The organism is Actinomadura geliboluensis, assembly GCF_043197915.1.
GTDB classification, from domain to species: domain Bacteria; phylum Actinomycetota; class Actinomycetes; order Streptosporangiales; family Streptosporangiaceae; genus Spirillospora; species Spirillospora geliboluensis.
In genome coordinates, this window is record NZ_JBICUA010000010.1 from 1 (window position 1) to 13,013 (window position 13,013).

Annotated in this window: 16 protein-coding genes; 11 read left to right on the plus strand and 5 right to left on the minus strand. The window is 68.5% G+C overall.

All coding sequences use genetic code 11. The annotated features are described in order from the left end of the window. Positions 1 to 73 precede the first annotated feature (73 nt). Both ACGFI1_RS29345 and ACGFI1_RS29350 read left to right on the plus strand, forming a co-directional pair. Positions 74 to 637 (plus strand): DUF5753 domain-containing protein, encoded by a 564-nt coding sequence (locus ACGFI1_RS29345; RefSeq protein ID WP_392789831.1) that lies wholly within the window; start codon positions 74 to 76, stop codon positions 635 to 637. Continuing rightward, positions 637 to 816: a DUF397 domain-containing protein gene (locus ACGFI1_RS29350; RefSeq protein ID WP_392789833.1), complete on the plus strand. Its 180-nt coding sequence runs from the start codon at positions 637 to 639 to the stop codon at positions 814 to 816. The genes ACGFI1_RS29345 and ACGFI1_RS29350 overlap by 1 nt, the downstream gene beginning before the upstream one ends. A 749-nt stretch (positions 817 to 1,565) precedes the next feature. Here ACGFI1_RS29350 and ACGFI1_RS29355 read toward each other — a convergent pair. Then, positions 1,566 to 2,438 (minus strand): sigma-70 family RNA polymerase sigma factor, encoded by an 873-nt coding sequence (locus tag ACGFI1_RS29355; protein ID WP_392789836.1) that lies wholly within the window; start codon positions 2,436 to 2,438, stop codon positions 1,566 to 1,568. A gap of 71 nt (positions 2,439 to 2,509) precedes the next feature. Here ACGFI1_RS29355 and ACGFI1_RS29360 point away from each other — a divergent pair, with 71 nt between their 5' ends. From ACGFI1_RS29360 to ACGFI1_RS29385, 6 genes are all read left to right on the plus strand, one after another. Beyond that, positions 2,510 to 2,941, plus strand: coding sequence for an SRPBCC family protein (locus tag ACGFI1_RS29360; RefSeq protein WP_392789838.1), 432 nt, complete (start codon positions 2,510 to 2,512; stop codon positions 2,939 to 2,941). A 24-nt stretch (positions 2,942 to 2,965) separates the two neighbouring features. Beyond that, positions 2,966 to 3,568: a hypothetical protein gene (locus ACGFI1_RS29365; protein WP_392789841.1), complete on the plus strand. Its 603-nt coding sequence runs from the start codon at positions 2,966 to 2,968 to the stop codon at positions 3,566 to 3,568. Positions 3,569 to 3,643: 75 nt separating this feature from the next. Next, the gene (locus ACGFI1_RS29370; protein ID WP_387077048.1) at positions 3,644 to 4,432 is read left to right on the plus strand and encodes a glutamate ABC transporter substrate-binding protein; all 789 of its coding nucleotides are present in this window, start codon (positions 3,644 to 3,646) and stop codon (positions 4,430 to 4,432) included. 50 nt (positions 4,433 to 4,482) lie between these two features. Beyond that, entirely contained in the window at positions 4,483 to 5,139 is a 657-nt protein-coding gene (locus ACGFI1_RS29375) for a hypothetical protein (protein ID WP_386870171.1), read from the plus strand. A 16-nt stretch (positions 5,140 to 5,155) separates the two neighbouring features. Further along, positions 5,156 to 6,193 carry a helix-turn-helix domain-containing protein gene (locus ACGFI1_RS29380; protein WP_387077051.1) on the plus strand — a complete coding sequence of 346 codons (1,038 nt, stop codon included), beginning with the start codon at positions 5,156 to 5,158 and terminating at the stop codon, positions 6,191 to 6,193. A gap of 181 nt (positions 6,194 to 6,374) precedes the next feature. Continuing rightward, on the plus strand, positions 6,375 to 7,202 hold the full coding sequence (locus ACGFI1_RS29385) for a helix-turn-helix domain-containing protein (protein ID WP_392789844.1): 828 nt from the start codon (positions 6,375 to 6,377) through the stop codon (positions 7,200 to 7,202). A 101-nt stretch (positions 7,203 to 7,303) separates the two neighbouring features. Here the strand turns inward: ACGFI1_RS29385 and ACGFI1_RS29390 are convergent, their stop codons facing one another. Further along, a complete protein-coding gene (locus tag ACGFI1_RS29390; protein ID WP_392790596.1) occupies positions 7,304 to 8,527 on the minus strand; it encodes an MFS transporter in 1,224 nt (407 codons plus the stop codon). 91 nt (positions 8,528 to 8,618) lie between these two features. On the opposite strand from ACGFI1_RS29390, the gene ACGFI1_RS29395 reads away from it, so the two are divergent. From ACGFI1_RS29395 to ACGFI1_RS29405, 3 genes are read left to right on the plus strand one after another with little or no spacing between them, the layout of a single operon-like run. Further along, positions 8,619 to 9,239 (plus strand): alpha-ketoglutarate-dependent dioxygenase AlkB, encoded by a 621-nt coding sequence (locus tag ACGFI1_RS29395; RefSeq protein ID WP_386870165.1) that lies wholly within the window; start codon positions 8,619 to 8,621, stop codon positions 9,237 to 9,239. A gap of 60 nt (positions 9,240 to 9,299) precedes the next feature. Further along, a complete protein-coding gene (locus ACGFI1_RS29400) occupies positions 9,300 to 9,452 on the plus strand; it encodes a hypothetical protein (RefSeq protein WP_392789847.1) in 153 nt (50 codons plus the stop codon). Then, on the plus strand, positions 9,449 to 10,120 hold the full coding sequence (locus ACGFI1_RS29405; protein WP_392789849.1) for a maleylpyruvate isomerase N-terminal domain-containing protein: 672 nt from the start codon (positions 9,449 to 9,451) through the stop codon (positions 10,118 to 10,120). Before ACGFI1_RS29400 ends, ACGFI1_RS29405 begins: the two co-directional genes overlap by 4 nt. A 14-nt stretch (positions 10,121 to 10,134) precedes the next feature. On the opposite strand, the gene ACGFI1_RS29410 is transcribed toward ACGFI1_RS29405, so the two are convergent. The 3 genes from ACGFI1_RS29410 to ACGFI1_RS29420 all read right to left on the minus strand — a co-directional run bounded on the left by ACGFI1_RS29410 (position 10,135) and on the right by ACGFI1_RS29420 (position 12,803). Continuing rightward, a complete protein-coding gene (locus ACGFI1_RS29410) occupies positions 10,135 to 11,787 on the minus strand; it encodes a caspase family protein (RefSeq protein WP_392789851.1) in 1,653 nt (550 codons plus the stop codon). Beyond that, positions 11,727 to 12,119 (minus strand): effector-associated constant component EACC1, encoded by a 393-nt coding sequence (locus ACGFI1_RS29415; protein ID WP_364546566.1) that lies wholly within the window; start codon positions 12,117 to 12,119, stop codon positions 11,727 to 11,729. Before ACGFI1_RS29415 ends, ACGFI1_RS29410 begins: the two co-directional genes overlap by 61 nt. A gap of 471 nt (positions 12,120 to 12,590) precedes the next feature. Next, positions 12,591 to 12,803: a DUF397 domain-containing protein gene (locus tag ACGFI1_RS29420; RefSeq protein WP_364546569.1), complete on the minus strand. Its 213-nt coding sequence runs from the start codon at positions 12,801 to 12,803 to the stop codon at positions 12,591 to 12,593. Positions 12,804 to 13,013 lie beyond the last annotated feature (210 nt).

Sequence of the window (13,013 nt, forward strand, 5' to 3'; positions counted from 1 at the left end):
GTCGCTTGGATCTGCTTGAGCCGTGTGCCGTGACGAATGGCACGCACGGTTCTGAGGGGGCGGGGACGTAGTAATGCGTCCCCGCTACCCGACCAGGCAGTATGTCGATCTGGAGTGCCGGGCGTCCGTTATCAAGACATGGCAGGTAGACCTCGTGCCCGGTCTTCTACAGACACCTGATTACGCCAGAGCTGGTCTGGCAACCGGCAACCTGCCGGACGTGGAGGCAGCGCTCGCACAGCGGCTCTCTCGCCAGGCGATACTGGACAAACCGGAAGCGCCAACCTGCTGGTTCCTCCTGTCTCAGACGCTTCTGGAGCTGCCCTGCGGGGGAGTGGAGACCATGAAGGCTCAACTCGCCCACATCCTCGACCTTTCACACCGGCCGAATATCGGCGTTCGTGTCGTACCGAAGTCCGTTGGACATCATCCGGGACTAGACGGCGCCTTCATGTTGCTGACGCTGCCCGAGCCGCACATGGAGGTGGCCTACGTCGAGGCGCCGGGTGGTGGGCGGCTCGCCTCGAGCGCCGCCGAGGTGGCGTCCTATGCACTACGTTATGACCAGATCGGGCAACACGCGCTGCCCAAGGGTCTTTCACGAGACTTGATCAAGCAGATCATGGAGGCCATGTAATGCCCCCCGTATGGCGCAAGAGCAGCAAGAGCACCAACCAGGGTGGCGAATGCGTCGAGGTTGCTGCACTCTCTCACGCCATCGGCATCCGCGACAGCAAGGACCCGGACGGCGGGCACCTTGACCTCTCCCCCCGGATGTTCGCCACACTCGTCCGCCGGATCAAGCGCCTGCCCTAGGCAAGTCCACTGGCGGGCACTGCGTTCCGTGCTGCTTACTCTTACTCCTCCGTGCGTGCGCGCGGCTGCAACACGTTCGGTGTGGTGACGGGTTCGTCCGAGGGAAGATCAGAGAATCGTGTGGTCGTTGGAGCTACAGCGGCGGCGTCAATCCTGCGGAGATCATGCCCGGTGGCTACGCCCCGAACGATCAGGGCGACGGACATCCACCGCCGTCTCTTGGAATGAACGCTCATGGCGCTCGCTCGTAGATTCGGGCCGATCACAGCGGCAGTGGCGGCTGCTTTGTCCGCCTGCCTTAGGGGTTCGTGGGCTCGCACCGTGAGCCGGATCCAGGCGAGGGACTGGCAGTGATGCCGCCTTCCTGACCCGGCAGCACTGGGACGCCATGCTGCTAGCGGAGCGCAACGTCCATGCCCTAGTGGTGGCTCCATTAGGTCTCGCTGCCGTGGGTTCGGCCTGGGTCGTTGCGTTCGTCCACCCCCTCGAACCAGAGGCGATGCGAAACCTAACCCGAAGACGACTGTCCTCCACCGTCTGCTTATGGACGATCTGGCCGAGGCCGGCTCCGCTCGACAGTTGCGGCAGTTTCTGAGGCCGTTTGGGTCTCAGGCACCAAGTGAGGCGGGGGCATATGCGGGCGGTCCGGCCACGTAGGTGGTGAGTACAGCGATCCTCCTCTCGTCCTGTAGGCGGTCGTTTGCGTCGCATGGGTCAGCCCAGTGCTGTCGGTGGGGTGGCGCCTTCGGTCAGGCGGTCGTGAAGAGGGCTGGGTCTAGGTGGGTTAGGTGGGTTGGGTCGGCGTAGATGTCTAGTTCGGCGATTTTGTCGTTGACGACGGTGAAGGCCATGACGGCGATCGGTTCGTCCTCCGTGGCTACCACCAGGCCCGCGGTGCCGTTGATCAGGGCTGGGTGGGCGAACTCCGCGCGGAAGGAGAAGGCGATCGCGCGTTGGGCGATCGTCCTGGCGCCGCGGAGGTGGATGAACTCGCCGTCGGCCTCCGCGTGCAGGACGATGTCGGGGGCGAGGGTCTCGACCAGGGCCTCCAGGTCGCCGGTCTTGGCGGCCGTGAGGAACGCGTCCACGACGGCGCGTTGGCGGGTCATGTCGGGGTCCGGGACGGGGGCCGAGCGGACGCGGCGGCGGGCGCGGCTGGCGAGTTGGCGGGTCGCCGTCGAGGAGCGGTCGAGGATGCGGGCGATCTCGTCGAACGGCATCTGGAACAGGTCGTGCAGGACGAAGGCCAGGCGCTCGGCGGGCGTCAGCCGGTCGAGGACGACGAGCATGGCGACGCCCACGGCGTCCGCGACGAGCGCCTGTTCTTCGGGGTCGGTGCCGTCCTGGGTGATCACGGGTTCGGGGAGGCGCTCGTCGTAGGGGTCTTCCCGGCGGGATCTGCGGGTACGGAGCATGTCGATGCAGATGTGGGCGACGATCGTCGTCAGCCAGCCGTTGAGGTTCTCGATGCGGTCGGCGTTGGCCTTGCTCAGGCGCAGCCACGCCTCCTGGACGGCGTCGTTCGCATCGGTCGGCGAGCCGAGCATCCGGTACGCGAGCGCCGCCAGGCGGGGCCGGTTCGCCTCGAAACGTTCCGCGAGCTGCTCGTCGTCCACCGTCACGTCCTTCCCCTGGCGCCCGTCATAGATACGACGGAGTACGAAGGACGAATGTGACTGCCTCGGGAGGAGAGATGTCAGCCTTCGTGAACAGCATCGAGATCGAGCGGCCGGCCGGCGAGGTGTTCGCCTACGTGGTCGATCCCGCGAAGTTCCCCGAGTGGCAGCGGGACGTGACGGACGTGCGGGTCGAGGGCGACCAGGTGGGGTCGCGGTTCACCACCGTCCGGAAGATCGGGGGTGCGGAGAGGTCCATGACTCAGGAGATCACCGAGTGCGTGCCGCCGCGCAGGTGGGCGGCGAAGGGGGTGGACGGGCCGATTCGGCCGAACGCGACGGTCAGCGTCGAGCCGCTCGGGGCCGAGCGGTGCCGGGTGACTTTCGGTCTCGACTTTGACGGACGCGGGATGGCCGCGGCCGCGGTGCCCATGGTGCGGCGTATGGCGGCGAAGGTCGCGCCTGCGAGCCATCAGCGTTTGAAGGAACTGCTTGAGGGCGACGGATAGGAGGCACGCCTAACTTCGGGTGACGTGCGCGCATGGATGGAGGTGGGCGCGGTGTTGATGCCTGAGGAGGTGCGGGAGCTTTCCGCTGAGCAGCGCACCGAATTGCTGCGGGCGCTCATCGCGGCAGAAGACCTCGATCCGCTGGACGAGCCCCAGAACCGGCGGCGTCGCGTGTACGCACTGGTACTGCTGGTCGGCTGCTGTGCCTGGCTCATTCCCTGGACGGTCGTTCTGGGTTTCACGCTCCCGCAGCACTTCACGGCCGAGCGGTGGGCGGTCGCCTGGATCGGCTTCGATGCCGGATTGACGCTGGCGATCGCGGGCACCGCCTTCGCTCTCTGGAAACGGCTCCAGATCGCAATCTTCGGCCAGATAGTCAGCGGGACGCTGCTCGTCTGCGACGCCTGGTTCGACGTATGGCTCTCATGGGGATCGGGCGAGTTCGCGCTGAGTGTCGCCACGGCGTTGTTCGGTGAACTGCCGTTGGCCGCCGTGTTCTTCTTCGGGGCTCGGCAACTCGTGCTGCTGACCGTCCATGCCCTGTGGGTGCGGGAAGGGCGGAGCGGTCCGGAGCCCCGGCTTCGACAGGTGCGACTCTTCGCCACTTACCGGCCCATTAAGCGGTGATAGGGCCATCCGCCGGCAGCGATTCGGCCTTCTCGCGTTCATTTCCTGGTCGAATCGCGGCGATAGCCATGGGCTGTGCGCCACATCCTGATGAGTTCGGCCCTCGTCATCGGCCTCGCCGGGTGCGCCACGGCGAGCGCCTCCATTCCCGGCAAGGACGTCATCGTCGTCGGCGTCAAGGCTGACCAGCCGGGACTCGGCCGCAAGGAGAACGGTGTCTTCCGCGGTTTCGAGGTGGACGTTGGGTACTACATCGCCCGCCAACTAGGGGCTTCGCGTGTGACGTTCAAGGAAGTCAGGTCGGACAATCGCGAGGAGAAGCTCAACGAGCATTCGGTCGACCTCGTCCTCGCCTCGTACTCGATCACGCCGGACCGGGCCACGCTCGTCACGTTCGCCGGCCCCTACTACGTCGCCCATCAGGACGTCATGGTGCGGCGGGGCGAGACGGGGATTCGCGGCGTCCGTGACCTCGCCGGGCGGAAGATGTGCCAGGCCAGCGGGTCCGTGTCGACCGAACGGGTGGTCAGCGGGCTCGGTATTCGTACCAGGCTGGTTCCGGGGTCGTCCTATAGCGACTGCGTGGCGAAACTGCGCCGAGGCGATGTGGACGCCGTTTCCACTGGTGACCTGGTGTTGGCGGGGTTCGCGGCACCGGATCTGCGGATCGTCAACGCGCCGTTCACCGATGAGCGTTACGGCATCGGGATGCGGAAAGGCGACATCGACGCGTGCGAGGCGGTGAACCGGGCCATCACCACGATGTACCAGGACGGGACGGCCGGCTGGCTGCTGCGCAAGTGGTTCGGGTCCAGCGGGCTGAAGCTGGTCGAGGAAGTGCCGCAGTTCGAAGGCTGCTCATAGCGACACCTTCTCGGGGGCTGACTGTCAGTGCCTCTGCCTACAGTGGACGGGTGGCTGAAGACCGGGTTGCTTGGGACGAGCTCTTGGCGGTGGGCTTCCTACATGCGGTGCGGGAAGCCCACCGGGACGCGACGGTTGCGCTGTTCAACGCGTTGAGCCGGACGGCGGGGTTCAAGGAGCGGACGTACGGCGTCGGCGCGTTCGAAACGCTGGCGAGTGCCCTCGACAGCGTCTTCGGTCGTGGGGAGCTGGCGAAATACGTCGTCCGGGACGATCTGAACGGCTCGCCGGGGTGGCGGTACGGCCGCTACCGCGTCCTGCTGAAGCGGCACGAGTTCGGCAACGTCCGGGCGATCCGGTGGGACCGGGCCAGCCCCACCAAGCAGGCCGTCGCGCGGCAGGGATATGTCGAAGACCCTCAGTTGGCGCTGCCGCTCGGGCTGGACGTTCACGACACGCCCGGCGTCGTGACACTGGTACTCGCGCACAGTGCGAGTGAGGAGCCCCTCGAAATGGAGCTCTTCCTGGGCCGCCCCAGGTGGAACGCGGACGGCGGCACGGCCTGGCACTGGATCAAGCAGGTGGACGACACCCTCGGGCCTGATCCACGTCGTAAGCTCGTCGAGCGAACGTTGCCGCTCTGGGACGATCGGGACGATCAGGAAGACGTCCCCATGCGGCTTCGCGGGGAGACGAAGACGGCTTAGCAAAGGGTGGCGCAGGGTGCTGTTCGACTGCGAGCGGCTGACGCTGGCCCGGCGGCTCAGGGGACTGCGCAAGAACCAGCTCGCGGACGCCGTCGGAACGACACCGAAAGCGATCGGGCGGTACGAGGCCGGGGTCCAGCGGCCGGACGAGATGACGCTGAAACGGCTCGCCATCGCGCTCGGCGTTCCGGTCGCGTTCTTCCACGGCGGGCGCAGCCCCGTGTCCCTGGACGGCGCGCACTTCCGGTCGCTCCGGTCGACCAGCCAGATCGAGCGCGATCAGGCCCTCGCCTACGGGCGCATCGCGACGGACGTCGTCGCCGCCCTCGAAGACCTCGTCGACTTTCCCGAAGTGGACCTGCCGGAGTACCCGGTGTCGCCGGACGAGATCGCCGGGCCCGGCCCCATCGAGGCCGCGCGGCTGACGCGCAAAGCCCTGCTGGAGCAGGCGGGGCCGGTGCCGCACGTCGTCCGGCTGCTGGAGAAGCACGGTGTGATCGTCCTCGTCCTGCCGCGGGCGGCGGAGCGCGTCGACGCGTTCAGCGTGGGCGTGCACCCGAGGCCGATGGTGTTCTTCAACCCGGCGAAGGGCGACTACTGGCGCAACCGGTTCGACGCCGCCCACGAGCTCGGGCACCTGGTGATGCACGCCGACGCCGAACCCGGCGAGAAGGTCGTCGAAGACCAGGCGCACCGGTTCGCCGCCGAGTTCCTGATGCCCGAGCAGGACATCGCGGGCGAACTGCCCGGCACCGCCGACTGGGAGCGCCTCGGCCGGTTGAAGGCGACGTGGGGCGTCAGCATCGCGGCGCTCCTCTACCGGTCCCGCACGCTCGGCATCATGCAGGAGACCGCGTACCGGAACGCGATGAGCGCGATGAGCTCCCGGGGCTGGCGGCGGCACGAGCCGGGGCCGGCGCGAGCGCTGGAGCAGCCCACGATGCTGACCCGCGCGATCGAGATCGTCGGGCAGGCCGGCACCGACCGCGACCGGGTCGCCGAGCGGGCGCGGGTGCCGCGGGGCGACCTTGACCTGCTGGTTCCGTCGCGATGACGTTGCACCGGAAATGGTCCTGTATGCCCAGGCCATCGCGTCACTGAGTTACATACCTCTGTCCGTAGGTTTCCTGCACGCCCGTCGGCGCCTGTGAGAACCTCCGAGGGTTGTCAGGACGTACGAGACCCCTGGAGATCTTGTGCTGGACAATCGGCAGGCGGGACCGACGGCCCTGCGCATGCAGATCGGGGCACGGCTCCGGCGGATGCGGGAGGACAAGGGCATCGGACGGGCCGAGGCGGGGGACGCGATCCGCTCGTCGGCGTCCAAGATGAGCCGGCTCGAACTGGGCCGGCACGGCTTCAAGGTCCGGGACGTCCTCGACCTGCTCGACCTGTACGGCGTCCACGACGAGGACGAGCGCGCGGGCTTCATCCACCTCGTCCGGGAGGCGAAGAAGCCCGGCTGGTGGCAGAGCTACGGCGACGTCACACCGAGCTGGTTCGAGCAGTACCTCGGGCTGGAGCAGTCGGCGGCGACGATCCGCACCTACGAGGTGCAGTACATCCCGGGCCTCTTACAGACGCGCGACTACGCGCGCGCCGTCATCGGGCTCGAACACCACGACGCCCCGTACGACGGGCTCGAACGGCGGCTCAGCGTCCGGATGACCAGGCAGGAGATCTTGCACCGCCCGCTCGGCGCGGCGACGCTGTGGGCGATCCTCGACGAGGCGGCGCTGCGCAGGCCCATCGGCGGGCCGGACACCATGCGCGCCCAGATCGAGCACCTGATCACCATGTCGGAGGGCATGCCCAACGTGCGGCTGCAGGTGCTGCCGTTCGCCGCCGGCGGGCACGTCGCCCTCGGCGGGCCCATCACGATCGTCCGGTTCGCCGAGCACGACCTGGACGACGTCGTCTACCTGGAGCAGCTGACCGGCGCCCGCTACCCCGAAGGCGACGAGGCCGCCCGCTACCAGCAGATCATGGACCTCCTCGCGATCCGCGCCGCCCGCCCGGCCCGCACCACCACCTTCCTCAAAGACCTCCTCAACGACTTCTGAGCCCGCCCCGGTGCCCGCGGCCCCGTCCCGCCGCCGCGCGCCACCGGTACGCCGGCGGAAGCGGGCACGTCCAACGGCCCAACTCCCCCTCCATCCGCAGGTCACCGTTCGCCGATGGCGCTTTGGTCAGGGTGTCGGTCGGTCATGCCGGCTGTCCTCCCGTCGTCCGGGTCGTCCAGGTCAGGGGCCTGGTTGGCCGTGGCGGCGGGGTCTCTCGCGCGGGGGTCGATCGAGTGGCGGCGGCCGGGGCGGTGCAAGAAGGCGGGGGTCAGCAGGAAGGCGGCCGCGCCGACCGGCATCGCCGCGCCCGCCAGCGCCACCAGGCCCGGCACGGCCGATTGGGCCACCGCCCACGACGAGCCGAAGAACGCGAACCAGCGCGGTCGTTCCGGCTCCGGCGCGATGTCGGCGATCAACGCCTGCCAGCGCCCTTGCAGGGCACTGTCGGTGACCGCCCAGGCCAGATACGCCGCCACCGTCAGCAGCACGGACCGCCCGGCGGCGGCGAGCACGACTGCGAGGGCGCCGAGCACCGCACACCCGATGGCGAGGACGTGCTCGTGTTCGAACGCGTCCAAGCGGCGGCGTCCGAGGAACCCGGTCAGCGGCGCGAGCACGGCGGCTCCGGTCAGCGTCAGCCCGGGCAGCCACGCCGGCGCACCGCGCTGGAGCAGGACGAGCGGCATGAACATCAGCACGGCCAGATAACCGCACCCGAAGGCCGTGCTAGCCGCGGTCAGCCGGAGCAGCCGACGGGACGGCCGCCATCGGACGCCCCAGGCCTCCCTCACCGCCGGTGGGTCCCGGGCCAGGAAGAACGCCGCCACCCCGGCCGCGAGCAGGCATGTCGCGCCGTCCACGACCGCCAGCCAGCGTGCGCCCAGCGGCAGCAGCACGGCGGCGAGCAGACCGCCGATCGCCCCGGCCGCCACCGTGAACGTGCCGAGCAGCCCGTACAGGTCGTCACGCCGTCCGCCGACCCGGGCGAGCGACTCCTGCGTCGCGGGCTCGTAGATCTCGAACGCCAGGCCGACCAGCGCGACCGCCGCCAAGACCTGGCCGGTGCCCCGCGCGGCGGCGAGGAGCAACAGGGCCGACCCCGTCGAGGCCAGGCCGAGGACGATGAGAGTGCGCGGGGCGAACCTGTCGAGGAGGACGCCGCCGAGCCAGCGCGAGACCAGCGCCGCGACCCCGAAGACCGCCAGCGCCGCCGCCGCGAGACCGGGGCCCGCGAGCACGGCGAGGAACGACATCACGTACGCGCCGAGCTGGTTGATCACTCGGACGCACACGAGCGCCTTCGCCGAACGCGGCAGGTCTCTCATCACGCCGCGCAGGCTACGGTCCGCCACCGACAGAACACGCTAGCCGATCATGATCGAACACATGTTTGAGCGAAAAGGGTACAGTGGCGGCATGTTCCAAGGTTCGCTGCTGGACTGCACCGACGAGAGCGGCCCGCGCCCGCTGGCGTCGGCGCGGCGGACACGGCTGGCCCACGGCGCCTGGGTGGACGTCCTGCCGGGCTGGATTCCCGGCGCGGACGCCCTGTTCGAGCGGCTGCTCACGTCCGTCCCATGGCGTGCGGAGAGGCGGCGCATGTACGAGCGCGTCGTGGACGTACCGCGCCTACTGGCCTTCTACGACGAGGGTGCCCCGCTCCCGGATCCCGTCTTGGACGAGGCGAAAGCGGCGCTCGACGACCACTACGCCGACGAACTGGGAGAGCCGTTCCGCACCGCCGGTCTCTGCCTGTACAGGGACGGCCGCGACAGTGTCGCGTGGCACGGCGACACCATCGGGCGTGGCTCGACGCACGACACGATGGTGGCGATCCTGTCGGTCGGCACACCGCGAAGCCTGCTGCTCCGCCCGCGCGGTGGCGGCGGCCGGACGATCCGCCATGAGCTGGGCCACGGCGACCTCATCGTGATGGGCGGGAGCTGCCAGCGGACGTGGGAGCACGCCATCCCGAAGAGCGCCCGCGTGACCGGCCCCCGTATCAGCATCCAGTTCCGCCCACGCGGCGTCCGCTAGACACCACCCCTGTCCCCTTCCTGTCCCCTTCTCGTCACCCGCGCCGAGATGAGCGAGCAGATGCCGATCGAATACGCCGACGCCTTCTTCGACTTCCACGTGAACGGCTCGCTGGACGAGTCGGTCGTCCGTTCCACCGTCCAGGACGTCCCCGGCGCGCCGCCGCGCGCGTCCCGGCAGTGGGCCGAGGCCGACCCCGCCGCCCTCGCATGATCAGCCTCGCCGAGATCACCGCCGCGACCCGCGACCTCCTGGCGACCGCCGCGCGGCTCGATGACGCGGACGTCCGCGCGCCGTCCCTGCTCCCCGGCTGGACGCGCGGGCACGTCCTCACCCATGTCGCCCGCAACGCCGACGGCGGCACCCGCCTGCTCACCTGGGCGCGCACCGGCGTGGAGTCGTACGAGTACCCGAGCCTGGAGGCCCGCGCCGCCGAGATCGAGGCCGGCGCGGACCGTCCGGCCGCAACCCTCCTGGCGGACGTCCGGCAGAGCGCGGACCAGTTCGCCGACGCCTACACCCGCATGCCGGACGAGGCGTGGAACAGGACCGTCCAATGGACGACCGGCGCCCGCCACCCCGCCGCCCGCGCCGCCGACGCGCGCCTCACCGAGGTCCTCGTCCACCACGTCGACCTGGACGCGGGCTTCACCCCCGGCGACTTCACGGCCCGCTCGCTGACCAGCGTCACCGCATCGTTCGCGCGCCGAGCCGACGCCCCTGACCTGCACCTTCGCGCCACCGACACCGGCCAGGAGGACGGCACCGGCGAGCAGCTCGTCAGCGGCCCCGCCGCGTCCCTCCTGGCCTGGCTCCTGGGCCGCTCCCCCGGCACCGACCTGACCGGCGCCGGCAACATCGCCATCCCCTTCCTCTACTGAGCGGAGGAGGCCGTTCAACGGTGCGACGGTCCGGGCGTGCGGCTGCCGACCACTCCCGGCCCCGTCCTGAACACCGCGCGATGCGCCAAAGCCCCAAGGAACTTCAGGCACACCGTCCCCTTCCTGACCAGTTCGACCAGGCAGTAGATCCGCAGCAGGAGCGGCATCACGAGGAACAGCACCATGTACACGTTGAGGAAGGCATCCCCAGTCGGCACCTCCTCAGAGCCGTAGCGAGCACTGGAGTAGATCGCAAAAGGGACCACCATGATGAACAGATACGCCATGGCCAAGGCGTCTATGAGCGCACATTGAACCGCGTGGAACTTGATGCCGCGGCTTCGGCTGAACAACAGCAGCAAGCTGCTGAAGGCCGGCATGAAGTACGCCAGCACGGATCTCCCGTAAAGCGGTTCGCTGTCCAGGTCGGGAGCCGAACGCCGAGCCGCTGAGGAGGTAGGAGGCCCGGACGGCCACGGAAGCGGAGGCGGAGGCGGAGGCGCAGAGGGAGACGGACGCGGGTTCGCGAGGCCCGGTACGGGCGGCGGCGGCCACATTTCCACAGGCTGTGGAAAACTTGCCGCCATCCGCGATGGTGGCACGTAACGAGCCCGCGAGAAGGGGCGGATACGTTCGATCTCCGCCATGGCCGCCGCCGCACCGGCAGCCACCATGCGACTGTCATCATTGAGCAGCGTTTTCAGCCGTTCCCAGGCCAGCCGTCCCACGTCGTCGCCCTTCAGCGCCAGATCCCTGAGCGTGTCGACGGCAGCGGCGCGCACCCGCGCCAGCGGATGCTCGGTCGCCGACGCCACTTCGTCCGGCAACTGCGGCGGGCGGGCCGTCGCGGGGCTGTACGCGACGATCAACTCTCCGCTGACATCGGAGAACTTGGTCGGCGTCTGGTTCGGATTCGCGGCGGTGACCTTCGTGTAGGCGTACTCGTACAACTCGTCGATGGAGATCAGCCCGTCACGGTTCCGGTCGGCCTCGCCGGTGGAGAGGCCGCGCACCAGCGCATCGGTGAAGACCGACGGGCCCGCGCCATTGCCGCCACCCGTTCCCACTTGCGAGATCTCCTTGGTCACGCGCTGCCGGTCGAGCTCGAACGAGTACTCGAGCGCGGAGGACGAGGAGAGGATCGCCCTACCGGAGCCGCTCAACCCTTCGTTGACACCGACGCTTCCGCCGCTGCGCGCCACCATTCCCTCCATGAACGCACCGCTGTAGCAGCAGTCCAGGAGCAGGATGATGTTGCGGGACATGCTGCCCGTCATCTGCTCGCCCACGAACACCGACGCGATCCCGGTGGACGCGAGCCTCCTGACCCTCGTGTTCGAGGTCGCGAAGTAGAGCCGTCCCCCGTCGTCCTTCACCCCGTGACAGGAGACATAGAGGAGGAGCACGTCATCAGGCTGCTTCTCGCAGAAGAAGTCCTCGATCGCGGCGTTGACTTCGTGGGCGGGCTTGTTGAACACGCAGTCCACCTGGAACCCGCCGATGGACGGGTTCGCCAGGACCCTGGCGAGAGCCGACACGTCGTGGGCGGGCGAGCGCAACGACTTGAAGTCCGGATCCTCATAGCGGTCGGAGGCGATCAGAAGCGCTAGCCTTCTTGGTCGCCCGGCGTCTGTTCCCGCGTTTCCCCGTTGCATGTCTGCAGCCATTCGATGAGTCGTCGTTGTTCGTCCGCGGTGGCGGCGGACAACTCGATCGAATTATCGCCGCAACTGATCTTCACGCTGCCTTTGCGCGGCCCGAGCCACGCGAAGACCCCATTGACGAAGGCCTGTGCCGCAGGTGTCCTGGCCAGCGCGACGACGAGACCCGCGACCGCGACCGCCGATGCGGATTTGGCGCCGGCCGGCGCCGCGCCGGCGGAACGTTCGACCTGGACGCCCTGTCTTCGCAAGTCAGCCAGGAGGCGGCGGCTCAACTGGTCCAGCCGCGCGACATCGGCGTTCCATTCGGACACTTCGACCAAAAGGGTCGGTGCCATAGGTCATTTCCCCCGTTTCGCCGACGCGATCTTGAATTCCCGTCGCCCTCACTTCATAGTGACGCGGACGGCACCGCCGATGATGACAGGGGCGAAGTCTCAACTTGGCCTACACCCGCGAGTAACCACGACAATCGGCCTAAATTCCGTCTTTCCCCGGGAGATCATTAACTTCGCCAGATAGCTAGCGAAATCGACGACGCAGGGATGAGTTCAAGGTCGCGGCGTGTAGACGATCAGCGAGCGGGGGCGCAGCCGAGGGGACGGCGTTGCGGGCGAGACCCGGTTGGCGTTCGAGGGCACCCCGCGCAACGCCTCGCCACGACCACTGCCGCGGCCACGACCGCCGCACCGGCGAGCGGCGGCGCCGCCCGCCCCGCCCTCCTCTTGTCAAAGATCGCCAGTAAAGGGGGCGGGGGGACGCAATGGTCAACAGTTTTCGGGGGGAGCCGAGAAAATGAGTCTCGTGACTCAGCGGAGGTCGACGGCTCCGTCCCGGAGCGCGTCCATGAACGCATTCCACTGGGCGCGGCCGAGGACGATGACACCGGCGGAGTGGTCGCGGGAGTCGCGAACCAGTACCGACGGGCCGAACGTCGCCACCTCGACGCACGCGTTCTCGTCGCCGCTCGCACTGCTCTTTCGCCAGTTCAGCGCGGCTTCACGATTCGACCCGTAGACCATCCAGCGACCTCCGTCCATTGCCGGCGGGTGCCGTCTCGCCAACCGATCGGCCGGGGACACCCACCGGAGAGCACCGAGCAGGGCACGACAAACCACGACCTTGTGGATAATTTCCCGATCACGAGTGTAAACGGTTCTAGTTATCCCGCCTACAAGGGAACACAAGATCACGCTGCGTGTTATGACGGCCACTCGCCTTGTCGGATGTTC